This is a genomic window from Providencia sp. AGC89 (assembly GCF_053543535.1).
This window is the reverse complement of record NZ_JBIXLP010000074.1, coordinates 23307-48869: the sequence shown is the minus strand read 5'-3', so window position 1 is coordinate 48869 and position 25563 is coordinate 23307. Positions and strand designations below refer to the sequence as shown.

Below are 25563 nucleotides of genomic sequence, written 5' to 3'. Positions count from 1 at the left end.
AGTTAATTCCTACAAAAAGCGCTAATCACACCAGCTTCTTATAAGACAATATACTCTTAATAATTCAATATACATGTAAGCAATAAGCAAAGTTAGACCTGGAGCTTAGATAAGCTAAACGACTCAGCAAACTCAGTATAATCAACACAATGTAACTTGAAGTATGTACAAGTAGCTTAATGCGTTATCCAGTTATCACACGCAAGTTGTGCTACTTTCATTTCTATATCAAAAGGAACAGGTTGCGGAATATTTTTTAATGCTTTGCTATCTAAAGCAATTTTTTCTAAACTTAATGTTTGTAAAGCGAGGCCTAAATCCATAACTTCAATAGGATTACCATTTCCTGCAGACAAATTAACAAGGTTTGCATCCGACATTAGGAATATATTTTTACCCGTTTTCAATTGGTATTTATTAATTTTAGGTATGACCTCTTCACTATTATTACTTAAATTCTTCAATGCATTCACATCAATTTCACGTTGGAAATGCCCCGCATTAGCCACAAGCACATTATTTTTCATTGCAGAAAAATGTTCTGTAGTAAGTATATTATCTCGCCCAACGACACTCACAACAAAGTCGGCATCCTGTAACGTACTGATTAATTCAGCAGTTTGAAAACCTTCTAAATGAGCTTCTAATCGAGTAAGCGGATTTGTATCTACTACCGTAACATGTGCCCCCATTCCCCTAAAACGCTGTGCCACACCAGAGCCACAATAACCATATCCAATCACCACTACTTTTTTACCGTGTATCATTACATTAGTTGCATGAGCAATACTTTCCACAACAGATGAGCCAACACCATATCGATTCTCTATAATTCTTTTAGACTGAGTATCATTAATAATTAATGTTGGCCAAAGCTGAGATGTGAAATCTTCCCTTAACCTATTTGCTCCTGTGGTTGTTTCTTCCGTCGCACCAATAATTACTTTTTGTAATGCCTTAAATTTAGGATCGGTAAGAACCAGCTCATGTAAATCTGCACCATTATCGGCGATGATATCCGGCTTCATTTCCAAGACATTTTTGCAATAGGCTATATGGTCTTCAAAAGATTCATCTCTCCTCGAAAAAACACTCACATTCATATATTTTACTAATGCTGCCGCTGTTTCATCTTGTGTAGAACCAGGAGAACCTGTAATAGCAATTTTTGCGCCACCTTTTGTCAAGGCTTCAAGCCATACCCCTGTTTTTGCTTCAACATGTAAACAAATACCAATTGTCAGACCTTTAAATGGTTGTTCTTTTTCAAGTCTTTCAATTAAACTTTGCATAATAGGCATATGTGCTTTGGCCCAATTAATACGTTTTATTCCTTTATCTGCTAAATTAATATCAGCAATAGAGTATTGATGAGTATCTAACATAATATATACCTCAATATTTTTACATTTTTATGAATAAGCATGCTGTTTTTTTCTATTTGAAAAAAACATGTACAGTACATAAATAAATGTGAATGTAATCGTATAGCTAGTGAATACAATCCAAAACATTTTCCAATCTACAACCCCATTTATCGTATTAAGATCTAATACCCAGCCACTCAATATGGCACCTAAGAAAGTACCAAATCCATTAACTAAAGTAGTAAATACGCCTTGTGCTGTAGAACGAAATTCAGGTGCTATTTCTTTTTCCAAGAATAAAGAACCCGAAATATTAAAGAAATCAAAGGCGCAACCATATACTAACATTGAAAGGAATAATGCTATTGTTCCTATATAGGTAAAATCACCATATGCAAATAACCCGAAGCGTAAAATCCAAGCTATCATGCTCAACAATAAAACTTTTTCTATCTTGATATACTTTAATAAAAAAGGAAGTAGCAATATAAAAATCACTTCTGAGAATTGCGATATTGATAAAAAAATTGTCGGGTAGGTTGAAAAAATAGAGTTTTGAGCCTCTGGTGCGGCAGCCAGATCCTGCAAAAAGGGTACACCGAGAGTATTCGTGATTTGTAAAACAGACCCTAGCAGCATAGAAAAAAACAAGAAAACAACGACTTGAGATTTCCTAAATAAGACAGCCAAATCACTAAATTTAAATGAATGAGGATCACATTCCAAATTATGGTTATCTTTATTTACCGATATAAAAATAACAGAATAAAGGCTTAAAGCCACGGAAGCTATTGCTGCTATATACAATTGATAATAACTCATCTCTAACTTTAATAAGCTAATAATCCACATTGCAGCTATAAAACCAACAGTTCCATACACCCTGATTTTTGGGAAATAATTTTCTGATTTTAATTTTTCCCTATCCAGTATTTCAAAAATTATACTATTACAGATTGACATTGTTGGCATATAAAAAATCAGATGAACTAATGTCATGGCGAAAAGCAAACTAACCGAAGTACTATGTGCCATTGCAAAAAAAAAACACGCCGATATTAAATGAATGGTAACATAGACGAATTTTCTATTATTAATTCTATCTGCAATTAGCCCCATTAAAATAGGTGAGCATAGTGATGCAATGCCTAAAGAACTAAAGACTAACCCAACATCTCCACCTGTAAAGTGGAGTGTATTAAACATATATGAAGCAAATGTAACTAGCCAAGAGCCCCATATAAAAAACTGCATAAACGAGACTATTTTTAATCGAGTAATTGTGCTCATAATAATTTATTTACCTCACTCAATATTACGTAAACACGTTTATATACAATGTACATTCGGTATGGCTAATAAAAACATTGATTCTACTACTGAGCATTTTCCTCTAATGCATTTCTTGGTTTTAATTAATGTACTGGGTATTAAACAAGAATAAAGTGATATACTTCACAGCAAGTAATACGTATGACTTGACATGGATCACATAAAAACATAAAGCTTGCAAATTAATAAGCCCAAACAAAATTTATCATTTAGTATGAGCGTATTAGATCATTTTTAATTCGTTTAGAATAACGCATCCATCTGTTTATAAAGTATTTTTTATGTTTTCACTCTTGATATGGAGAAAAAATGTCTACTGTTAACAGTAAAGATGTCGCCCGTTTAGCTAACGTCTCACAGTCGGCTGTATCTCTTGTATTTAGTGGTCGTTACCAAGGCCGAGTATCTGAAAAAACCCGTGAAAAAATCCTCTGTGTGGCAAAAGAGCTAGGCTATCAGCCTAATATCAATGCACAAATTTTACGTAGTGGAAATTCACGTACCGTTGCATTTATTGTCCCCGATATTCAACAACCCTATTTCGGAAAAGTCGTTCATGCTGCAGAGCTTTCAGCAACCAAATCCGGGTATTCTTTAATTCTTTTAGATAGTTATGCCAACAAACAATGGTCTGAACATTTATTTTCATTATTTCAAAGTAAACTAATTAGTGGCTGCATTATTTATTCATGTGAAAAAAAACATATCGAATTATTAGAAAATTACCGAGATAAGCTGATATTCATAGAGTCTGATGATGAAAAAAATAATGACATTCTTTTAGATATTGATAAAACGATCAAATCTGCGTTCTCTATTACGCATAAAATGAAACGGTTTAAGGTTGGTTTTTTTAGATCTGATATCCCAAGGCAACATTTTCTAAATCGCCATAAATTATTTAACAATGAATTCGAGTCATTAAACTATGTAGAAAAATCTAAATGTGTCATTTACTCATCCTTTAACCTTGCTGAAGCAACCCAAAATGCAGCATCTTTACTTCAGCAAAAACCCAATATTGTATTTTGCGATGATGACTTATTAGCTGGTGCGCTTTATCGAGCAGCAAAGCAGCTTAACATCACGATTCCTAAAGATGTTGCCGTGATCGGATTCAATGATACTGACCTTTGCAATTATTTAAACCCCGAACTGTCTACGGTTAAAATACCCACTCAATATATAGGCGAATTAGCGATAAAAATGCTTTTAGATAAAATTTCCGACCGGAAAGAACCAATAAAACAAGAAGTTATTAAATTGGAAATCATTACAAGGGGTTCAACACAGTTTTGATTATCGAGTTCGGGTTGCCGTTATCTTTTTACTGCTGTCACTAGTGTGCCTATTTTGTCAGCATCACCGTCTGTTATGAATCAATCGGCCTTTTGCTGTTATCTGGGAAAGCAGATTTAAGGACACTGTTAGAAAATGCTTTTTTATCAAGCTTAACCAGTATTTTTTTGAATTCCCCCTATGCAAAGGTGCCGTTCTGACGCGATTTGCTTTACACTATGGTCAATAACCGCAATTCATCTACTTGGTAAATAGACCTGTATGTGAATACACCAATATTGAATTAAACTATATTGAATAAAACAATGACCATTCAAAATAATATCTCTGATGTCACAGCACGTATTGATCTTGCCGCCGCAGAGTGCCAACGCTCACCACAAGACATTACGCTGCTTGCTGTAAGTAAAACCAAACCTTGTGAAGCTATTTCAGAAGCCATTGAGGCTGGTCTTTTCCAATTTGGTGAAAATTATGTTCAAGAAGGTGTTGAAAAAATTCAATATTTTTCAAATAGGAATGACCTTGTTTGGCATTTTATCGGCCCATTACAATCCAATAAAAGCCGCCTAGTTGCCGAACACTTTGATTGGTTTCACACCCTTGACAGGGCAAAAATCGCTCAACGATTGAACGACCAACGTCCTAGCGATAAAGCCCCTTTAAATGTTCTCATCCAAATCAATATTAGTGATGAGAATAGTAAATCGGGGATCACCTTAGCGGAATTAAACGAACTAGCCGCCCAAGTCGTCACTATGCCTAATCTGGTATTACGTGGTTTGATGACAATCCCTGCCCCCGAAACAGATTACGAACGCCAGTGTGCCACATTTCGCAAGATGGATGCTGCATTTAAGCAATTACAAACAAATTACGCTACCGTCGATACACTTTCGATGGGTATGACTGATGACATGCGCGCAGCAATTCATTGCGGCTCTACTTTGGTACGTATAGGAACCGCTATTTTTGGCGCTCGCCAGTATCACCAATAAATAAGGAGAACAGAATGCAACATCGTAAAATTGCCTTCATCGGTGCCGGAAATATGGCTCAAGCCATTATTACAGGTTTGGTTAACCACGGTTACCCTGCATCCATGATCACGGTTTGTTCTCCAACCCCTGTACGCCGTGACAAACTCGCCGAACAGTACGGTATAATCAGTCGCCATGACAACCTAGCCGCAGTGCAAGCCGCCGATGTGATTATGCTCGCAGTCAAACCACAAATGATGAAAGAGGTCTGTGAGCCACTGCAACAAGTTACCAATTTTGACCAAAAATTAGTCCTCACCATTGCTGCGGGCATCCCTGCTGAACGCTATAACGAATACCTCGCACACCCGCTTAATTTAGTGCGCATTATGCCAAATACGCCATCATTAGTGGGTAAAGGCGTTAGTGGGTTGTTTGCTCAAGGGCAAGTATCAGAGCAAGACAAAAAATTCGCACAAGAACTCATGCAAAGCGTTGGGACAACAATTTGGTGCCAAAAAGAGCAAGAGATCAATAATATTATTGCGATTACAGGCAGTTCCCCTGCTTATTTCTTCTTATTTATGGAAGCAATGCAGCAAAAAGCGCAACAACTCGGTTATGATAGTGTGCAAGCCCGTGAATTAGTCCTCAATGCCATAGAAGGCTCTGTGGAACTAGCTAAATCACAAAGTGATACAGCCTTTTCAACATTACGTGAACAGGTCACCTCTAAAGGCGGTACTACCGCGATGGCTTTAGAACAATTTTATAATGGAAATCTTCCGCAAACTGTTGCCAATGCAATGCAAAGTGCAATTGACAGAGCCGAAGAGATGGAAAAACTTTTTTAATTTAATCGCGGAATTTGCCATGAAGACTATCGTTTTTGTTGTCACTACTCTGATCCAGCTGTACATTTTTGTTTTACTACTGCGTGTTTGGATGCAATGTGTACGTGCCGATTTTTATAACCCATTTTCAAAATTTGTCGTTAAGGCAACTCAACCCATTGTTGGGCCATTACGTCGAGTGATCCCCGCTATTGGCTCAGTCGATACCGCTTCAGTTGTTGTCGCTTTTGTGCTGGCATTAGCTGCAATTATTTTCGGTATGTGGGCAACTAATTTACTGCCAATTTTAGGTGTTACGATCCTACCTATGGGGGTTATTTTATTATTAACCTACGCAGGTAAATTGATTTTCTGGATGATTTTAATCCGCGCTATTTTAAGCTGGGTCAGCCAAGGCCGTAACCCTGTTGACTATTTATTGTACCAATTAACAGAACCATTAATGGCACCAATCCGTCGTATTATTCCAGCAATGGGCGGGTTAGACTTCTCAGCCATGATTGTGATGTTTATCTTGATTGCGCTTAACTATTTGCGTGTAGATATTTCCTTATGGATTGACCCATCACTCACAGCAATGATGTATTCCATTGGTATTATGTAAAAATGAGTTCTAAATGATGCAAAAAGTTGTTTTAGCCACCGGCAATCCGGGAAAAGTGAATGAGTTAGCCGACTTACTCCGTGATTTTGGTATGGATATTGTCGCGCAAACTTCATTAGGTGTTGAATCTGCTGAAGAAACAGGTTTAACCTTCATTGAAAATGCTATCCTGAAAGCCCGACATGCTGCGGCGCAAACGGGCTTACCCGCAATTGCCGATGATTCAGGGATCTCTGTTGATGCACTGGGAGGAGCTCCGGGTATCTACTCCGCACGTTATGCGGGGGAAGAGGCGAATGATGAGCAAAACCTTATAAAATTACTTAATGCAATGGAACATGTGCCTGATGGCCAACGTCAGGCACAATTTAACTGTGTTTTAGTGTATTTACGCCATGCAGAAGACCCGACCCCCTTAGTATTCCACGGTCGTTGGCAAGGCATTATTACTCGTGAACGTAAAGGCCAAGGGGGTTTTGGTTATGACCCTATTTTCTATATTCCTGAATTGGGTTGTACTTCAGCGGAGTTAACTAAAGCAGAAAAACAAGCCATTTCACATCGTGGTAAAGCCCTAACAATGATGTTGGAAGCATTAAAAAATGCTTAAACAACCACCATTGAGTTTATATGTTCATATTCCTTGGTGTGTGCAAAAGTGCCCATATTGTGATTTCAATTCACACACCCTCAAAGGGGAAATTCCCCAAATGGAATATGTTGAGCACCTATTGGCAGACCTTGATATTGATGCGCAATTAATTGGTGAACGCCCTGTCAAAACTATTTTTATTGGTGGGGGAACCCCGAGTCTGTTAACTGCCGAGTCCATGCAAGCCTTGATGGATGGTATTCGCCAACGTATCCAGTTAGATGTACAAGCTGAGGTTACCATGGAAGCTAACCCCGGAACGGTAGAGGCAGACCGTTTCGCTGGCTATCAAGCTGCGGGGATCAACCGAATTTCCATTGGTGTGCAAAGCTTTGGTAATGATAAATTAATAACATTAGGCCGCATTCATGGCGCTGATGAAGCAAAGCGTGCCGCTCAATTAGCGACAAATTTAAATTTGAGAAGCTTTAACCTCGATTTAATGCATGGCCTCCCATCTCAAACTCGCAATGAAGGTTTATCTGATTTACGTCAAGCTATTGAGCTTGCCCCACCGCATTTGTCTTGGTATCAGTTGACCATTGAACCTAACACTCAATTTGGGTCACGCCCTCCCACGTTACCTGACGACGATACTCTGTGGGATATCTATACAGAAGGTCATAAATTATTGAGTGCAGCTGGCTATCAGCAATACGAAACGTCAGCTTATGCCAAACCGGGTTATCAATGCGAGCACAATCTTAATTATTGGCGATTCGGTGATTACCTTGGTATTGGCTGTGGGGCACACGGTAAAATCACATTTGAAGATGGAAGAATTTTACGTACAGTAAAAACCAAGCACCCTCGTGGCTATATGGAAGGTCGTTACATTCATCAATCCTATGATGTTGACACCAAAGATAGGCCATTTGAATATTTTATGAACCGTCTCCGCTTACTTGAAGCAATGCCTCGTGATGAATTTACCCAATATACTGGGTTACCCGAATCAACAGTTAGACCAGCTATTGATGAAGCATTAACAAAGGGTTATATCACTGAGACGGATAACGAATGGCAAATTACAGAACATGGAAAACTGTTTCTCAACTCGTTGTTAGAATTGTTTTTAGATGAGGAATGATTTTTAAGCAAAAAATCGTTTGTTAATCGAAGGTATATTTCGCTCGTTCATTGAAAGCCCGCATCAACACCTGATGCGGGCTTTTTATTTAGAGATAAAAAAGAAATAAACGACAATAACAATGAGGATAGTAAATATTGCCGTAGCCAATAAGACAACGGCAGATATTAATTACAGGGCATTAACGACAGCATTCACTTGTTCAGTTAAGCTGACTAAGCCACCACCTGACAAGTACCACAAGTCAGATTGTAAATAGGTAATCTTGCCATCTTTATAAGCTTTCGTTTCTTGAATGTTTGTATCTTCAAAAACGGTTTTATCTAATTTGCCTGCGCCAATCGCTTCACTACGGTCAATAATCAGGATCACATCAGGATTGGCTTGTGCGATGGCTTTGCTATCGACCACACGGCGTTTAGACTTATCGGCATTTTCATCAATAGGTAATTCAGCACGCTGAGCTTTCACTACGTTATAGACAACAGCTTGATTATTTGGGATCAGCTTGCCATCATTATGCATTAACACTAATACTTTTTTATTTGAATCAGCGGCTTTTTTCTGAGCATCTGCAATGGTTTTATCTAATTCGACCAGTTGTTCATCAACTGATTTTTGATTGCCATACAATTCACCAATTACCCCAAGATTTGCCTTTACTGATTCCATATAATGTTTACTATCGGAGCCTAGGTTGATCGTTGGTGCAATATTTGATAGCGCCTCATAAGATTTGCCTTGGCGGCCCGTGATCACAATAAGATCAGGTTTTAACAGTGCAATTTTTGCTAAATCGGGCTGTTTCATCCCACCTGCATTTTCCATTGACGCTGGAATATTGCCTTTAACATAAGCAGGTGCATTTGCTGTTGGTAACGCAACGACTTTATCACCTAGGCCTAGTTTTTGCATTGAGTCATAAACACCGAAATCAAATAAAACCACCTTTTGTGGTTTTTTGGCCACCTCAGTTTCACCTGAAAGATGTTTAATCGTGACTTTTTCAGCACCTTGCGCTGTCACCACATTGGGTGTGAAAGCAGCCGGTTCTGCGCTAAAAGCCAAAGGAGCAGAGAATGACAATACAGAAACAAGTACTGCAGGAATGAACTTTTTCATTTAAACGATCCCAATTTAGTCATTAAGCCAAACCCGCATTGTAAAGAGAGTGACTTAGATGTCAACTAAATAAGAATCAATTTCATTTTCATTACCATTAATGATGCGAATATCACATTTATAATGAAAAGTTACAGAGAATGAAATAATAAAACAGTAAGATGATTTTATATCTTACTGTTTTTATACGGGATTAACTAATTAGTTAGCTTTGAGCGAGTTAAGTAGTGAAACGCGTTGTTGTTCCATTGAAGTCACTTTAGCACAGACTTGTTGCCCAAACTGTTGGAAGCTTTTTTCTTGTGTTTTCCATTCGGACTCAAGCTCTTGTTGCAACCCACCTAGATTACCCAACATCCCTTGCAAGGCCTTGCTTGCATCGCCCCCAGATAACAATTGTTTGCGCCCCATTTCATTGATACTATCTTGCAAAATACCACCTAAGCTTTCATTAACCAGCTGACGACCTTTTGTTTCTACTGTTTTCATCGCTTCATGATGGAATACATAACCGTTAGGGCGAGTCTCAATGATTTGATCAATTTGCCCATTCAGTTCTTTTTCTAGTTTAGTCAACCGGTTACGAATATTGCTATCCCCCCCAATGACTTTAACAACCACTTTATCAATGGTTTCCCTTGAAGTAGATAATTTTTTTTCTGATTCTTGTTTTATCCAAGGTAAATCACTACGGATCATCGATTGATAACGGATAGCTTGCTGTTTTTGCGTTTCTGTCGCGGCAATATTGTTACCATTGAGTGTGATATCGCCGTCTGGGGTAATTTTTAAATCACCGCTACGGCCAATGACCTGTACACTTTCTGGCGTCATAAAGATGTCATCTTTCGGAGTGACAGAGCAATTATAATCTGCAGCTTGGCTTGTCGCGCAGGCAAGGAGTGAAAATGCAATTAATGTACGACGTAACATAAAATCTCCTAGTAAAACGTTATATCAACGACTAATGGCTTCAACCAGTGGCGTTAAAAAACAGAACGTCCAATTCGCTTTGATAATAACTCTAAGGCAGCACAACCAGCCAGAGAGTTCCCCGCCGCATCGAGTTCGGGGGACCAAACTGCTACAGTGAATTGGTTTGGTACCACACAAACGATACCACCGCCAACACCAGACTTGCCGGGCATTCCTATCCGAAATGCAAATTCGCCAGAGCCATCATACATACCACATGTCATCATCAACGCATTGATTTGCCTTGATTGTAGTGGAGTGATGATTGGGTCAATGGAACAAGATGACATTCCTTGTGATGTTAAATAGGAAAAACATTTCGCTAATTCGACACAGTTCATACTTAGAGAGCAATAATGAAAATAAGTTTCGAGAACGGTTAAAACATCGTTCTCAAAATTACCAAAGGATTTCATTAAATAAGCAATTGCGGCATTACGGCTTGCATGTTCCAGTTCTGAGCGGGCAACCACTGTGTCATAGCTTATATCAGGTTCACAAGACAATTTTCGAACAAACTCTAGCATCCGTTGCTTAGGCGCACTTAAACGAGATTGCAACATATCGGCGATCACTATCGCTCCCGCATTGATAAATGGGTTTCGCGGGATGCCTTTTTCCATTTCAATTTGAATAAGGGAGTTAAATGGTAACCCAGAAGGTTCTTTACCAACGCGACTCCAAATTTCATTTTCTTCATAGCGTGTCATCGCCAAGGTGAGGCTCAACACTTTAGAAATGGACTGTATTGAAAAGCGCTGATATGCCTCGCCCGCAGTAAAAATATCACCATCTATAGTGGAAACAGCAATACCTAATTGATGAGGCGGCACACAGCCCAAAGCAGGGATATAGTTTGCAACGCAGCCTTTTCCAATAAGTGGGCGTACTTGGTCTAGGATATCGTTGAGTAGCTGGTTAGAAAACATGGCGCTCAAAACGTTGACTCCAGATAATGTTTACTACAGAAAATAAAGGCACCCAATTTTGGATGCCTCTTCAAACTAGTGAAAATTGAGTTTATTCATTGAGATAAACCCAATAAAATCATTCCCACCAAACATCAAACAACTCAGAAACAACGACGTCGTTCATGCCTTTTGATTTTAGCCAGTTTTCAACAATTTGACGGTGCTCTTCGGTACACTTACCAATTTTTTGTAAGCAAACGATCCCTTCCCAACTCATGTAGCCACTTGCTTCAAACGCTAAACCATTCGGCTCAATCGCTTCTGCAATCAGTTGGTCAACGGTGCTGTCAACTTCCTCAATCGGCGTACCTTCTTTAAAGCTCCATTTAACAGTGAAGCCTAACTCTTGGAATTCATCCAAGCGCATTTTTTTACGTAAACGACGACTACGTGGTTGTTTAGCCATTATTTGATCCTCTCAAACATTAAATCCCATACACCGTGCCCTAACCGCTGGCCTCGCTTTTCAAACTTTGTTTCTGGCCTTGTTGCAGGACGAGGAACGTAATCACCTGATGATGATAAATTATTATAGCCTTCGACACTCGTCATGACTTCAAGCATATGCTCAGCATATGGCTGCCAATCAGTCGCCATATGGAAAACACCGCCAATTGTTAATTTACTGCGAATTTTTTCCGCAAAAGGGACTTGAACAATACGACGTTTGTTGTGCTTGGCTTTATGCCATGGGTCAGGGAAAAACAACTGAACCATTGCCAAGCTACCATCAGGGATCATGTAATCCAATACTTCGATAGCATCATGGCACATCACGCGTAAATTAGTGACATTCTCTTCTTTTGCTGATGCTAAACATGCCCCAACCCCCGGCGCATGAACTTCAATACCTAAAAAGTTTTTATCTGCATTTTGTGATGCCATGGCCACCAATGAAGCGCCCATGCCAAACCCAATTTCCAATGTCACTGGATTTGAGTTCTTGAATACTTTGGCAAAATCAAAAGGCTGATTGATAAAATCAATGCCTTTCTCTGCCCATTCTTTTTCTAATGCGTCTTCCTGACGTTTTGTCAGACGCCCTTGACGGCGGACAAAACTACGGACTCGGCGCATAACCCGCCCTTCTTCATTATATTCGGGGGAGATTACATTATTGATCATAATAAAGGTTCTAAAAAATAGTTGCCCAATTAAGTTAATGTGCCAACAATCAAGTGATATTAAGGTGATTCATTATCAAACCTATCAATTCCTACCCTAAATACCCCAAATGGGAGCCTTTAGCCCCCTTTGAGACACAAAGGATATCGGAGTTTAGCAAAACTTCTGCAAGGTTGCAGTTGATAATTAGCTAACTTTACACTAAACCACACAATAGCGGTTTACAGCCCCCGTAGTCTATGTTGCAATTCCTACCATGACTGGCAATATCAATAAAAATAAAATTATCAATGGAAGCTCAACAATTTTCATCTGCAGTGCTCGGCTGGTATCACAAATACGGCCGTAAAACCTTACCTTGGCAACAGGAAAAATCATCCTATCATGTGTGGTTGTCAGAGGTTATGCTGCAACAAACCCAAGTAAGTACTGTCATTCCGTATTTTGAGAAGTTTATTGCTCGTTTTGAGGATGTCACAGCCCTTGCCAATGCGCCGCTTGATGAAGTATTACACCTGTGGACAGGTCTTGGCTACTACGCACGGGCTCGTAACCTGCATAAAGCCGCACAAATGGTCGCCACTCAATATAATGGCCAATTTCCCCGTACATTCGATGAAATACTTGCTCTACCCGGTGTTGGGCGTTCAACAGCAGGGGCGATTTTGTCATTATCACAACAGCAGCACTACCCTATTTTAGATGGTAATGTTAAACGCGTGTTAGCTCGTGCCTATGCGGTTGATGGCTGGCCGGGGAAAAAGGAAGTGGAAAACCGCCTGTGGGATATTAGCACTGACGTCACGCCAAAAGTTGGGGTCGAGTTTTTTAACCAAGCCATGATGGATTTAGGGGCTATGGTCTGCACCCGTAGTAAACCTAAATGTGAAATTTGCCCTGTTAATTTTGGCTGTATTGCTTATGCGAATCACTCATGGTCGAACTACCCCGGAAAAAAACCGAAACAAAAGATCCCTGAAAAAAGTGCTTGGTTCTTAATTATGCAACACGAAGATAATGTATGGTTAGAACAACGACCGCCATCAGGCATCTGGGGTGGGCTATTTGCCTTCCCTCAATTTGAGTCTTTAGAGCAACTTAATCAATGGTTAAAAGATTCTGGCCTTGAATATAACTCGCCAGAGCAATTAATTTCCTTCCGCCACACATTTAGCCATTTTCATTTAGATATTATCCCTGTAAAAGTTAATATTCAGGCATTTAATTCTGCCATGGATGAAGGCAAGGGACTCTGGTATAACTTACACTTAGGTGCAACTATCGGTCTTGCTGCCCCAGTTGAAAATTTATTAAAGCAGCTTACCTTACTACCTGAAATTTGAGGAAAAAGTTAATGAGTAGAACCATTTTTTGTACATTCTTACAACGTGATGCTGATGGGCAAGATTTTCAGCTTTACCCAGGTGAGTTAGGAAAACGTATTTTTAACGAGATATCGAAAGAAGCATGGAGTCAATGGATGGCTAAACAAACCATGCTCATTAATGAAAAGAAACTCAATACCATGAACCCCGATGACCGTAAAATGTTAGAACAAGAAATGATCAAGTTCTTGTTTGAAGGTCATGATATTCATATTGATGGTTATACGCCTGAAAAATAATCTGTTTGTCTACCTACTCAGTAGGTAGACTCTTGCACCAAGACTGTGAATCGTATGAAAAAACTATTTGCGCTGAGCTTATTGATCCCTCTAATTGTTTCATGTTCTAGTAATCAAAAGTCTGACTTTAACCCTAATCATGTCAAAGACACCAATGGGTTCGATATTTTAATGGGGCAATTTGCCCATAATATTGAAAATATTTGGGGCATTAAAGAAGTGCTGATTGCAGGTCCAAAAGACTATGTGAAATACACAGATGAATACCGTACCCGCAGCCATATTAACTTTGATGCAGGGACTATCACCGTCGAAACTATTTCAGCAATAGAGCCTTCTGAACACTTAAAAAAAGCAATTGTCACCACATTATTGATGGGTGATGACCCCAACTCTATCGACCTTTACTCTGATATTAATGATATTCCCCACAGTAAAGAGCCATTCTTATTTGGCCAAGTACTCGATAACACTGGGGAAGCTATTCGTTGGGAATGGCGTGCAACAAAGTTTGCTGATTATCTAGTCGAAAATAAAATGCAGCGCCGCCAGTCTGGTATGAATGTTGTTTGGTCAGTGACCATGCAATTAGTCCCAAATCATTTAGACAAACGAGCTCATAAATATTTGCCATATATTAAAAAATCAGCCGCAAAATACGGTGTTGATGAATCACTAATTCTGGCGATTATGCAAATTGAATCAAGTTTCAACCCTTATGCTGTAAGCCGTTCGGATGCTATGGGGTTAATGCAAATAATGCCAAATACTGCGGGTAAGGATGTTTTCCGCTCACAAGGTAAATCCGGTGTTCCTAGCCGTAGTTATTTATTTGACCCCGAAAAGAATATCGATACTGGTACAGCCTATTTGGCGATATTACAAAACAGTTATTTAGGCGATATTCGTAACCAAACATCACGCCGATATGCCGTTATAACGGCCTATAATGGTGGGGCTGGCAGCGTATTGCGTGTCTTTCATAGTGATAAAAAACAAGCAGCACAACGTATTAATAATTTAGAGCCAGGTGAGGTATATGAAACCTTGTCTACTAAGCACCCTGCCGCTGAGTCACGTAATTATCTAATTAAAGTGAATAAAGCTCAGAAAAATTACTTACGTTAAAAGCCGATAAACATCAACGCCAGTCAACCCTAAAGCCATTTCAGGCTGGCGTTGACTAATAACCTTAGTCTTTTTATGTTTTTTCGGTTAAAAACTAGCTAACATGTTGAAAAAAAGCGCATACAGTCAAAAGTTTATTGAAAGCGTCTTGACTCAACCAATGAAATCAGGTTTAATACGCTCCGTTGCCCGGATAGCTCAGTCGGTAGAGCAGGGGATTGAAAATCCCCGTGTCCTTGGTTCGATTCCGAGTCCGGGCACCACCTCATTATTAACAGACGTCAATCGACGTCTGTTTTCGTTTGTAAAGCCCGCTAATTTCAACACTCTCCTAAGTTTCAACTCGACTCTATCTATTATCAACTTCATTATCCGAGTGTTGTTTAAGAGTACTCGATATTGTACTCACATCCCCCTCAGGAAGCTCACTATAACTGTGACTGATATATGTGATATTGCCAGCGTAATGTCATTAGGTAAAAATTGACGCTTACCTATGTGAGGCCCATACCGATGCTCTCTTGTTTATCGTGGGCTGCAACAATTTTTATCTGTTAAAAAACCTACTCAGTTTTAGGAACCAACAGAATAACCACCAATTAAGTTTACCAATTAGTTAAAATTTACATAAAAATTAGCTTAATATTATTTTAATAATCACCTCTGCATATAAAAACAATACATTTTCCGACTATATAACTTCATTCCAAAATATGATACAAATAACTTAAAAATGAAATGAGTGAGCAATATGAAAGATATTAATAAAAAATTAAAATATATTAACTTTAGAAATAACGGAACATTTTTGATTGCCGCAATAGTAAACTCAACTATCTGTTTTTCTTTATTTGGCACCATTGGTGGAGTATTTGGAGTTATAACAACATTATTCTCTAATATCGTCTATGATGCAAAACCTGATAGCAGCAATATTTTTTACATCTTTTTTCTATTATGTTTGGTTATCGTTGGTGGGGGAATTGGTTTTCTACTAAAGCTAACCATTTATTTTTATATCTATTTATTTATCCTATCATATTGTTATTACCTTTTTTACAAAAAAGATGATTATTTAGATCGCACATTTCCATTTTTAATTATTTTTTCCTGTATGGGAACAACGTTAGACTCTATTAGCATTGACTTGCCAATGGCATATCTCTCGGGGGTTGCCGTTAGTTTAGTCATTTTTAGCCTACTGAAACATAAAAACAATGAAATTCATGCGTTTAAAAATGGGTTATTTTCAAAAGCAATTTATCATAGTGACGAAAAAATATATATAAGAGCCTTCTTTTTCAGCTTTTTTCTATTCTTAAGCCTTTCAATACCCGACTATCTAAATCTATACAAACCTTATTGGGCTCCTCTAACATTCATTATGTTACTCCACCCAAAAGAAATGAATATAATAAAAGTTACGTTACTTAGGTTTTTAGGAAGTCTATTAGCAGCAGCTTTTGTCATCACTATGTTTAGTATAACAAAATCAAAAGAAACTTATATTTACTTATCTGTATTAGCTTTAACCATATTTTTTATCCCTACATTTTTCCGTTTAAATTACATGCTAAAGACCTTCTCTATTACTGTATTTGTTTTACTTCTTCTTGAGGAAACGCTATTTTTACATAACCCAACTTATTTACTTCCCATATCAAGGGTATATGAGACATTTATAGGTGGGGTTGTAGCAATCCTTGCTAGCTTGGTTTTAAACATTATAAGGATTATAAAGAAAAGGAAAATCACAAGTTAATAGTAAGGAAAAACAGGGAAGCTTCTTCTTTATAAACCATGAAGCTTCCTCTCTTTTTAGACCACAACAGACGCTAGTTATGACAAAAAAGCAAATGTAGCTTTATCAAATTTTTGTATATCTATGCACTTATTTTTCACGTCTATTACAATACCAATGGCTAAACCAACGTGTAATGTAAATATAAATCAGAATAACTAATGTAACAATAAAAACATCCATATCTAGAGTTTTAGTATCAAAGCCAATTATACTTATGAAGATCACAGGTGATAATATTAAAAGTATTATATCAAAAAATAATTGTAATCTATAAGGCTTTGAAGTGATCCCATGCCATATTGATTTACCTATTTTCATTTCAAAACCTCTTATTCTCTTATAAATTTAAAAATATTAGTATGATAATTAACTATATTGCTTATTACCTACTGAGTATCCGATATAAATCGCAACAAACCCGATAACGATACTTAAAACCAAATAGCTTATTGCAACTAAGAAGAACTGTGGGTACTTCATTATTTCCACTGCTCCATACACAAAGCTGGAAAATGTCGATAACCCTCCCATGATCCCTATAGCTAAAAAAGCATTCATCCCTTGGCTTATTTTATTTCTCATAAGTAAGCCTGCAACAATACCCAACAATAAGGATGCGACGATATTTGCTATAAATATGTCAAGAGGGAAATGGTCATTCATGGTTGGAACAGATATCATCAATAACTCGCGACAAATTGCACCAATTGCACCACCAATAAAAACTAAGATCATGATATTCATTTTTAGCCCCTGTTAGTTTGCTAACCAAGCACCAGTAAATGCCGCAGCTAACCCAACTAAAACCGAAAGTAATAAATAAAATAAGGCGAGCAATTTTTGTCTAGTTTGAGTTAACTTCAAGGCATCAAGCTGCATACTACTGAACGTTGTATACCCCCCCAGTAATCCAGTTAAAATTGCTGATTGTAGAAATGCACCATAACGGTCATCCCAATCGATCGCAAAATAACGGCTTAAAAAACCAATAACAAATGCTCCTGAAATATTAATAATGAATGTTGATAATGGGAATTTCCCATGATAACGCTCCCCCACTAAGCGACCAATCCACCACCGCAGTAATGAACCAATACCGCCGCCAAAACCGACTAATAAAATATCAACAGCTACCATTGCAACGCCCTCTATTTAATATCATAGATATAAAGACATCGTTTTTAGAATTTAAATTAAAGCACACACATTAATTGAACATCGTTAATCAATAATCGTTAAATGACGATATTAAATAGCCAGTAATCTTATTTAGCTTTATAAGATAATTCATTCTGATATTGCCATATTCCAAACCAATGTACACACCTTTTCCAATAGGAACTTATTATGACTAAAAACAATCATCGATAATGGCCTTTCTTCCGAAAGTTGAATTAAAAACTGCCATATATCTTTCTGTAAATGCGCATCTAACTGTGCGGTAATTTCATCCGCAATTAATATTTTTGTTCTTGGGTCTAAGGCTCTTAATAAGGCAATTCGAGCAAGTTCACCACCAGAAAGCTCACTTGGCCTTCTAACCAACCACTCTGATTTAATGAACAACCTTTCAAGGTAGTATGGGTCAGGCTCCCAAGCATCCCTAACACTTTCCCCTACTGTCCGGTACGGGTTAAAACATTTTTCAGGGTGCTGAGGAACTAACTGAATAGGACAATATTCTTTTTGAGATAAACTTTTGCCATTAAATAATACATTTCCTTGGGTCGGTATTTGCCATTGTGCTAATACACGGCCCAAGGTTGTTTTACCAAAACCACTCGGTGCTGAAATCCCTAATCGCTCATTTTTATCCAGTGAAAAAGAAAGCGAATCCCATAAGGTTCGGTTATCTTGCTTTATACATAAGTTTTTAACTTCTAACATATTTTCAGCTCTCTATAAGCTAATAGATGGATAACCAAACAACAGCAATAAAAATACAAATGATGGAAATAATACCGCCAGATCTAGTGAACTCTAAAAACGATATTTTAATGCCGTGGGCTGAAGATTGTTCAACGGCAATAATTCCAGCAATACTACCGAATATAAATATATTACCTGCAAAACAAGCACCTAAAATTAACGCTGCACCGAGTAGATCAACATTGCCATGAGGGTAAACAAACTGGATCAATAAAATAACCGTTGGTGTGGTTCCGACAAAAATACTCATCACGATAGTGACTAAAAATAACGTAATCGGGCTATTTAGGTCGATACCTTTACCCAATAAGTAATGTAGTATCTCTTGAGGAATACCCGTATTTGAAAATGCGGCATTAATAATAAATAGCCCCATCATTAGCAGAATTAAGTCACCATCAACATGCTTTAACATGTCACTGGACGCTATTTTTCTGTTTAACAATAAAAAGCATGCTGCCGATAATGCAACAAGCTCACGCGGCAAATCACTGAATAAAAAAGCCAAAATAACAGCAAATAAAACTGTAGCGGCCTTTATTGTTTCCCACCAATTAAATTCAATAACTGAAGGCTCACCACTAGACATTAATGATTTTTTATCTTCAGATAAATACCAGCGGTTACGATAAAGTAAGGAGATCACACACCATACAATTGGAATTGAAAATAATACTGGAATAGCCGTAATATTGAGTATTCCAATAAAAGATAAGTCCAATCCTTGTGCAACAACCATATTTTTAGGGCTACCAATTAAAGAACCGGCGGCACCATTATTGGCAGCAAAGCAAAAGCCAAGTAAAAAAGGAATAGGGTTAAGGCCTCGAGATAACGTGATAGACACCAATAAAGGCGTCATTGCAACGACAACAATATCGTTTGTAAGTACTGAAGCAAGAAGTGCCCCAACAATAATGAAAACCGCCATTAATTTGGGTGGGCTAATATTTAAGCTAGCGACTTTTTGAGCCGCTTGGTGATAAAAACCTGATACCGTAAATGATGCGGATACCACCATTAAACCAAATAATAGCCCAATTGCACTGTAATCAATAGCATCCCAAGATAATTTTGGCGAGATAATCCCAAACCCTATCATGGCCAATGCACCCGCTACAGATGCGCCAGTACGGTCAATTTTAATCCCAGGGAAAGTCCCAAAAGCCATTGCGACGTACACTAAAATAAAAATAATAACGGTTAGATCCATAATAAATTCTCTATCTCTTATCTATATTTTTATTTCTTCGTATAAATGATAAAGCTGTAGATATTCCATAACAGCAATTATGCAATTGAGACCCTTGCATACTATGAATCTAAGATGTTGTTTGAAAAGATAATATTTTCCATCACTTGGTTATTAATATTTTCTCCAAAAATCATTTTAATCAACACTTCACTCCCTAAAGATGAGAGAGAAATAAGCAAGTCTGCATGCAATAACTGCATGTTTTCGTAATTTTTATCATCATTGACAGCAATAACACTTTTAATGTTTCCGCCAACAATTTCTTTCGCCGCTAACATAGAAATAGTATTTTCAGAATCAGAGCTACCTAGAATAAATAATGCTTTAGCCTGGCCTAAATTAGCGCTATTTAATGTATGTTTATTTATTTTCTCCGTGGCAATAACTTGCGCATTATCTGGATAGTTCTTTTTCTGTTCTTCATGGCAAAGTACCATGACGTCTAAGTCGCGTTTTCTTAATCCGTGGTAGGTGTTTAAAGCTAAAGGGCTTGCGCCAACAATAATGTAATGGTTTTTCATACGAAATAATCTCTTCTTAACAATTTCTTGTGTGCTCTTTGCAAATACCCCTAGGAAATAGACAATAGAGGTTGTAAAAATTGTAATACCTAAAATAACAATCGAAATTGTAAATAACCTAGCTTCAACACTAATCGGAATAATATCGCCAAACCCGACTGTCGTCATACAAACTAAAGCGAAATAGAATGCGGATGAGATATCAGTAACATGAGGTTGAAATTGTTCGCCTAAATACAAAGTCCCAAATACAGAATAGCCCAGTAGGACGCTTAAGCTCATAAAAGCAACAAAGCCAGCGCCAGATAAGCTATGGCGATTAAATGCTTTCCAATTTGCAATGGCAATAATCAACACTATTAGTGAAAAGGTTCCAGTCAGCGCATTTTCTCTCGCTAATACCAAGTTAATTAACATAATAATGAACAGCATAAAGCAGCTAAATAACCAACCTATACGTAGTCCTAAATAAACAGGAATAGCAAGAATAATGAGCACTACACCAATAGCAAACCTTGGAATATCTAATAATTTAACTAAACCTAAAGATTGTAGCCAATCAACAAAACCTAGATGCTGCGAGTATAAATGGAAATCATAAGTTGAAATGATGGGGGAAATAATCAAGCCCCCATCAGCAAGTATTAATAATGAGAGCACTATGCGTAGCATTCTCATATTTTGAATATATTTATATATTGCATTTTTTTTCATAATTGAATACCAAAAAGTTTTATTGCAATATTATTGCCGATGCTTAGGCATAATATCTTGGTTCGGTACTAAAAATAGCCATGATGCTAGAACAAATGGCATCGTTAAAGTCGGGATACCAAATGGTTCAAGAATAATGTCGAGTGCGCCTTGAACAAATACGGTGAATATCACACCAACGATGGCATAAACCACCACCCGATAGCTCGGTTTATTAAACGTAGAACCTAGAGCAATCGCGGTTAATACAGCGCTAAATGAATATAAACCAGTGTGAATACTCGCAAAATCACCTTTTAAAAAGGTCGCAACGATAAAAGCAAGAAGAGAACCAAATACGGCAAATATCGCCGCCCACATAGAACTCACCGCTAGACCAATTACAAAAATGATACCAACAACCATGCTGCTAAGTAAAAATACTTCAGAAACACCACGAAAAATATCAGCGATTAGGTCACTGTGAGGAATTGACCCAATAGGTTCAATAAGTTGTTTTGGCAGAGCAGGAGTTGGTAACGCAACGCCTTCAATACCTAAGAAGTTATAACTCGCGAGCAGAATAATCCATGATACTAAAACAAAAGGAGCAGTTAATGCTGCGACTTTCCAATTTTTTAGAAAATCCATTAAAGAGATAGTGGCTATAACGGAAACAATGCTCCCTAATACGATAGTTAACCAAACAAATGGGGTATTCTCTAAAAAAGTCGGTAGTGCAACTCCAACTAAGCAGCCATTATAACCATAAAGCCCTGAACGCAACGATTCAGTATCTAACTTACTAATATAAGCGGTAAGTGTAGCGACAACGGTGCCTAACAAACAACCTAGAGCGACTTGCGGCATCCCTTCTAAAAAAGCACCGATGAAAATCGCAATAAAAAATAGAAGTCCGGTTAGTGCGTTATTTTGAAACATAACTTGAGCACAGCCACGCAAAACGATATCAATAAATTGTATCGCTATATTTTCGCTGGCCAACTTATTCCAAGCGTTCTGGTTTATTGTTTTTTCCATCGTGAAATTCCTTAATAGGAATATCAGTAGAGAAATTATAAAAATCACTCTACTGATAATATATTAATAAATTACCTTGATAACCCAAAAGGTTATTTCAGTCACTTTATGACTACTGTGTTTCTCATTGCTAAAAAATATTTAACGCCATAAAAAAGGTTCTTGTAGCGAAATACCTAATATTTCTTCTCTCGCTATTTGCCAAAAATACCTGACGGCATCCTTCACTTTTGGACTATCAACCCCCAATGCTTTAAATATTAACCCACACTCATTCGGTAATTGAGTTGCCCCAAAAGCAATTTCATTTTTCGGGTCATATATCGCATCTAACCGTTCTAAAATGCGTTCATGATGAATTTTAGGTGTCAGTAAAATCACATTGCCAAAAGTATCGAAGCTATCCATAACCGCAGTAATGTTTAGCGGTGCCTTTTTGGGCTCTAAAATATATTTTTCAACAAACAACTCTTTATTTAACGATGACTCTGCTCGAATATGTGATGAAAAAACATCAAACCCAAATTGCTCATCTGGGTGATGATATTTTCGACCTGACATCAATATTTCTGAGTAAATCATCGTTGCACTTGGATGAATATTAATCCGCGTGTCAGTAATAAACCGAGAATTACGGTGAGGAATGATTGGGTCTGGTAAATATTCTAAATACCCATCTTCCTCAACGACAATATTCTGGTACTGTGTGGCGTAGTTCGCTTCCATCATATGAACTTTGGTCGCAGACTGCGTTGTCACATGAGCACAAGCCCCCTTTTCAACAATAATATCAAGGGCTTGTCGGTCACCTTGTAATAGGCTACCTGAAGTTGAAATCATCGTGACACAAGGCAGTTGGGGCATCAGTTCATCCCAATAAAGTGCTTTTTGCACTAATGAGGGAACACGACGCTCCATTTCCACCAGCTCACTACGATATTCACCTTGAGCAAACCTTAATTTTAAGTAACCACTTTTACCAACAGCACCACTTTGCATTTGTTTCGGTTCATCTTGATATGCGGCGAGTTCAGGTGCATTGCTGCCTAAAATATGAGCTTTAACACGCGTTGGAGTATTTGCTATATCTGCCCTGAAATTCGTCATCTTTACCCCCTTGGAACTTGGTGCGTAAAGAGGAATTTATCCATGATCATATCAACCAACTCAATAACCCCTTCCCCTGTTTTACAGTTGGTTAGTACATAGGGACGGTCGCCACGAACAATTTTCGTGTCGTGTTCCATCACTTCAAGGCTAGCACCAACATAAGGCGCTAAGTCAATCTTATTAATAACTAAAATATCAGCTTGTACTAAACCTGGGCCATTTTTACGTGGAATTTTTTCACCTTCAGCTACATCAATGACATAGATGTAGAAGTCTGCTAGTGCAGGACTAAAAGTTAAAGTAAGGTTATCGCCACCACTTTCAATCATGATCACGTCGCTATCAGGGAAACGTTCTTCCATATCTTCAACTGCAGCAATGTTCATGCTTGGGTCTTCACGTACCGCGGTGTGAGGACATGCCCCCGTTTCAACACCTAAAATTTTCTCTTCATCAAGAATACCTTTCAAGGTACGTTTTACTTGTTTCGCATCTTCGGTCGTCACAATATCGTTTGTGATGATTAGCGGTTTAATGCCTCTTTCAATAAGGATCGGGGTGATCACTTCAATAATTGCAGTTTTTCCTGAGCCAACAGGCCCACCAATTCCGATCCGAGTCATTTTTTTCATCGTTTTTCCCCAAAATTTTTAGTTGTCCGTTAGTTCATAAACAAACGGACAAATGATTTAGTGTGTACCGCAGCTAAGACATCAATAACAGGAACATATGAGGACATTTGTTCTATGTCACCACAGGCTGCGATGTCACAAAAAACCTTAATTTCTTCATTTAATTCAAAAAGAATATGCTGAGTTTCATAGTGAGTGATACGCATTAATCGCATCGCCGCACTTAAAATTGTCATGGCAATACCATATTGGTGCATCACGACAACATCTCTTTCTGTTATTCCTTGTACTGCCATAACCATGGCTTGTATCACCGGCTGGGTTCCCGGAACCTCATTCGCTTTGATTTTTGCAAGCCATCCACTCACTAGTGGATCTTCAAAAATATGAACTGAGATTTCAGCGAGTTTTTTCCCCATTCGGGTTGTCATTATTCGTGCTTCTTCATTCAGCTTGCGGTTATTTACAGCCCAATCAATTTTCGCCAATGTGTCGCTATCTTGAGCAAGAGTGGCGCGATGTGCAGCCACAATAGCAATGCAATCTGAATGTGCAGCAACCTTCAAAGACGTGTGAACAAAGGATTTCAGCGTTTCTTTGTCGTGGACAACACCTTTTTGAATGGCGGATTCAACCCCATTTGAAAATGTAAATGCACCAATTGGCAATGCTGAATCACCAAACTGCATAATTCTAATTAGGTCAGATGCTTCCATATCACTTTCCTTACTCATTAACACGAACGTTATTTGTGTGTATGAGAGTGCCCATGGTCATGATGATGATCATGGTTGTGATCGTGGCTGTGCCCATGACTATGGCTGTGTCCGTGGATCTGCCCTAATTCCACATGAACATGCGTATCCGTTTCTTCTGCCCCACCAAATAATAAACGCGCTTCAGAGTGGCTCAATTCAGGTAAAATAGTTTCGCCCTTCACGAAGGTAAAGGTGTCTTCACCAAAACCATGCGTTCGCATGACCGACCCCATTACCTTTTCACTTACCGTTAGCGGTACGTAAACAAGGTCTCCCTTTAAAACGGCTTTCCAGTGTTGGTTACCTAATGCATGCCCTAATTCGAAGCTAATACGAATATGTTCTTCTGTACTTAGATTTTTTAGGTGGGATAAGTTGACCATCATGACGTCACGTAAGGAGATCTGAACTATCGTCATTGCGTTGGTAGCTTCATCAAATAGCAAAACGTCGCCATCAGATAACAAGACATTCCTGTCCAGCGCGATACCTAAATCTTGGCCTTTTTCGGTATTTTTACGGCAGCGGCTTTTCTGAGCTTCTCGTTGATCGAGGATCAAAATATCAACATCAGCATTTTTCTGACGTGCTTGCCACACTGGGTCTTTTTTAACATTGCCAAGAATATGTTCAATAATGATCATAATATTACCTTTTATGTTAATTCTGCCCACCACCGGCAGGCAGATAATCCAAA

The 25563-nt window shown here is 38.2% G+C and carries 27 protein-coding genes and 1 tRNA gene; 11 read left to right on the top strand and 17 right to left on the bottom strand.

Annotated elements, in window-relative coordinates; translation table 11 throughout:
• Positions 1–176: 176 nt before the first annotated feature.
• Together ACIPUA_RS16830 and ACIPUA_RS16825 are read right to left on the bottom strand one after the other, a co-directional pair.
• Positions 177–1385, bottom strand: coding sequence for an adenosylhomocysteinase (locus tag ACIPUA_RS16830; protein WP_071547812.1), 1209 nt, complete (start codon positions 1383–1385; stop codon positions 177–179).
• 27 nt (positions 1386–1412) lie between these two features.
• Positions 1413–2657 carry an MFS transporter gene (locus ACIPUA_RS16825; RefSeq protein WP_449059887.1) on the bottom strand — a complete coding sequence of 415 codons (1245 nt, stop codon included), beginning with the start codon at positions 2655–2657 and terminating at the stop codon, positions 1413–1415.
• A gap of 351 nt (positions 2658–3008) precedes the next feature.
• Here ACIPUA_RS16825 and ACIPUA_RS16820 point away from each other — a divergent pair, with 351 nt between their 5' ends.
• The 6 genes from ACIPUA_RS16820 (at position 3009) to hemW (ending at position 8178) form a co-directional block, all read left to right on the top strand.
• Entirely contained in the window at positions 3009–3998 is a 990-nt protein-coding gene (locus ACIPUA_RS16820; RefSeq protein ID WP_042848727.1) for a LacI family DNA-binding transcriptional regulator, read from the top strand.
• Positions 3999–4303: 305 nt separating this feature from the next.
• Positions 4304–4996, top strand: a complete 693-nt coding sequence (locus tag ACIPUA_RS16815) for a YggS family pyridoxal phosphate-dependent enzyme (RefSeq protein ID WP_042848728.1) — start codon at positions 4304–4306, stop codon at positions 4994–4996.
• A gap of 14 nt (positions 4997–5010) precedes the next feature.
• Positions 5011–5832 carry a pyrroline-5-carboxylate reductase gene (gene proC / locus ACIPUA_RS16810; protein ID WP_042848729.1) on the top strand — a complete coding sequence of 274 codons (822 nt, stop codon included), beginning with the start codon at positions 5011–5013 and terminating at the stop codon, positions 5830–5832.
• Positions 5833–5851: 19 nt separating this feature from the next.
• Positions 5852–6436, top strand: coding sequence for a YggT family protein (locus ACIPUA_RS16805; protein ID WP_042848730.1), 585 nt, complete (start codon positions 5852–5854; stop codon positions 6434–6436).
• Between the two features lie 16 nt (positions 6437–6452).
• Complete coding sequence (rdgB, locus tag ACIPUA_RS16800) at positions 6453–7046, top strand: RdgB/HAM1 family non-canonical purine NTP pyrophosphatase (protein WP_042848750.1); 594 nt, start codon at positions 6453–6455, stop codon at positions 7044–7046.
• A complete protein-coding gene (hemW, locus tag ACIPUA_RS16795; protein WP_042848731.1) occupies positions 7039–8178 on the top strand; it encodes a radical SAM family heme chaperone HemW in 1140 nt (379 codons plus the stop codon). The genes rdgB and hemW overlap by 8 nt, the downstream gene beginning before the upstream one ends.
• Positions 8179–8349: 171 nt before the next feature.
• Here hemW and ACIPUA_RS16790 read toward each other — a convergent pair whose 3' ends face one another.
• From ACIPUA_RS16790 to trmB, 5 genes are all read right to left on the bottom strand, one after another.
• A complete protein-coding gene (locus tag ACIPUA_RS16790) occupies positions 8350–9300 on the bottom strand; it encodes a siderophore ABC transporter substrate-binding protein (protein WP_042848732.1) in 951 nt (316 codons plus the stop codon).
• A 201-nt stretch (positions 9301–9501) separates the two neighbouring features.
• Entirely contained in the window at positions 9502–10233 is a 732-nt protein-coding gene (locus tag ACIPUA_RS16785) for a DUF2884 family protein (RefSeq protein WP_042848733.1), read from the bottom strand.
• Positions 10234–10286: 53 nt separating this feature from the next.
• Entirely contained in the window at positions 10287–11213 is a 927-nt protein-coding gene (glsB, locus tag ACIPUA_RS16780; protein WP_042848734.1) for a glutaminase B, read from the bottom strand.
• Positions 11214–11322: 109 nt separating this feature from the next.
• The gene (locus ACIPUA_RS16775) at positions 11323–11652 is read right to left on the bottom strand and encodes a YggL family protein (RefSeq protein ID WP_042848735.1); all 330 of its coding nucleotides are present in this window, start codon (positions 11650–11652) and stop codon (positions 11323–11325) included.
• Positions 11652–12371, bottom strand: a complete 720-nt coding sequence (gene trmB / locus ACIPUA_RS16770) for a tRNA (guanosine(46)-N7)-methyltransferase TrmB (RefSeq protein WP_042848736.1) — start codon at positions 12369–12371, stop codon at positions 11652–11654. Before trmB ends, ACIPUA_RS16775 begins: the two co-directional genes overlap by 1 nt.
• 290 nt (positions 12372–12661) lie before the next feature.
• Between trmB and mutY the strand changes: the two genes are divergently transcribed.
• The 5 genes from mutY to ACIPUA_RS16745 all read left to right on the top strand — a co-directional run bounded on the left by mutY (position 12662) and on the right by ACIPUA_RS16745 (position 16885).
• Positions 12662–13714: an A/G-specific adenine glycosylase gene (mutY, locus tag ACIPUA_RS16765; protein WP_042848737.1), complete on the top strand. Its 1053-nt coding sequence runs from the start codon at positions 12662–12664 to the stop codon at positions 13712–13714.
• A gap of 11 nt (positions 13715–13725) precedes the next feature.
• Positions 13726–13995 (top strand): oxidative damage protection protein, encoded by a 270-nt coding sequence (locus ACIPUA_RS16760; protein WP_042848738.1) that lies wholly within the window; start codon positions 13726–13728, stop codon positions 13993–13995.
• 54 nt (positions 13996–14049) lie between these two features.
• Positions 14050–15123, top strand: coding sequence for a membrane-bound lytic murein transglycosylase MltC (gene mltC, locus ACIPUA_RS16755; RefSeq protein WP_042848739.1), 1074 nt, complete (start codon positions 14050–14052; stop codon positions 15121–15123).
• Between the two features lie 187 nt (positions 15124–15310).
• Positions 15311–15386, top strand: a tRNA-Phe gene (locus tag ACIPUA_RS16750).
• 488 nt (positions 15387–15874) lie between these two features.
• Positions 15875–16885 (top strand): FUSC family protein, encoded by a 1011-nt coding sequence (locus tag ACIPUA_RS16745; protein WP_042848760.1) that lies wholly within the window; start codon positions 15875–15877, stop codon positions 16883–16885.
• A 408-nt stretch (positions 16886–17293) separates the two neighbouring features.
• Here the strand turns inward: ACIPUA_RS16745 and ACIPUA_RS16740 are convergent, their stop codons facing one another.
• From ACIPUA_RS16740 to ureE, 10 genes are all read right to left on the bottom strand, one after another.
• Positions 17294–17671: a CrcB family protein gene (locus tag ACIPUA_RS16740; protein ID WP_449059886.1), complete on the bottom strand. Its 378-nt coding sequence runs from the start codon at positions 17669–17671 to the stop codon at positions 17294–17296.
• Between the two features lie 12 nt (positions 17672–17683).
• Positions 17684–18064, bottom strand: a complete 381-nt coding sequence (gene crcB, locus ACIPUA_RS16735) for a fluoride efflux transporter CrcB (RefSeq protein ID WP_042848763.1) — start codon at positions 18062–18064, stop codon at positions 17684–17686.
• Positions 18065–18214: 150 nt separating this feature from the next.
• The gene (locus tag ACIPUA_RS16730; protein ID WP_071547770.1) at positions 18215–18814 is read right to left on the bottom strand and encodes an ATP-binding cassette domain-containing protein; all 600 of its coding nucleotides are present in this window, start codon (positions 18812–18814) and stop codon (positions 18215–18217) included.
• A gap of 19 nt (positions 18815–18833) precedes the next feature.
• Positions 18834–20069 carry an ArsB/NhaD family transporter gene (locus ACIPUA_RS16725; RefSeq protein WP_042848765.1) on the bottom strand — a complete coding sequence of 412 codons (1236 nt, stop codon included), beginning with the start codon at positions 20067–20069 and terminating at the stop codon, positions 18834–18836.
• A gap of 101 nt (positions 20070–20170) precedes the next feature.
• A complete protein-coding gene (locus ACIPUA_RS16720; protein WP_042848766.1) occupies positions 20171–21346 on the bottom strand; it encodes an ion channel in 1176 nt (391 codons plus the stop codon).
• A 30-nt stretch (positions 21347–21376) separates the two neighbouring features.
• The gene (gene yut, locus ACIPUA_RS16715) at positions 21377–22366 is read right to left on the bottom strand and encodes an urea transporter (protein ID WP_042848767.1); all 990 of its coding nucleotides are present in this window, start codon (positions 22364–22366) and stop codon (positions 21377–21379) included.
• Positions 22367–22507: 141 nt separating this feature from the next.
• Positions 22508–23473, bottom strand: a complete 966-nt coding sequence (locus ACIPUA_RS16710; RefSeq protein ID WP_042848768.1) for an urease accessory protein UreD — start codon at positions 23471–23473, stop codon at positions 22508–22510.
• Positions 23474–23475: 2 nt separating this feature from the next.
• Positions 23476–24108, bottom strand: a complete 633-nt coding sequence (gene ureG / locus ACIPUA_RS16705; RefSeq protein ID WP_042848769.1) for an urease accessory protein UreG — start codon at positions 24106–24108, stop codon at positions 23476–23478.
• Between the two features lie 29 nt (positions 24109–24137).
• Entirely contained in the window at positions 24138–24824 is a 687-nt protein-coding gene (locus ACIPUA_RS16700) for an urease accessory protein UreF (RefSeq protein ID WP_042848770.1), read from the bottom strand.
• Positions 24825–24853: 29 nt separating this feature from the next.
• On the bottom strand, positions 24854–25510 hold the full coding sequence (gene ureE / locus ACIPUA_RS16695; RefSeq protein ID WP_042848771.1) for an urease accessory protein UreE: 657 nt from the start codon (positions 25508–25510) through the stop codon (positions 24854–24856).
• Between the last annotated feature and the right edge of the window lie 53 nt (positions 25511–25563).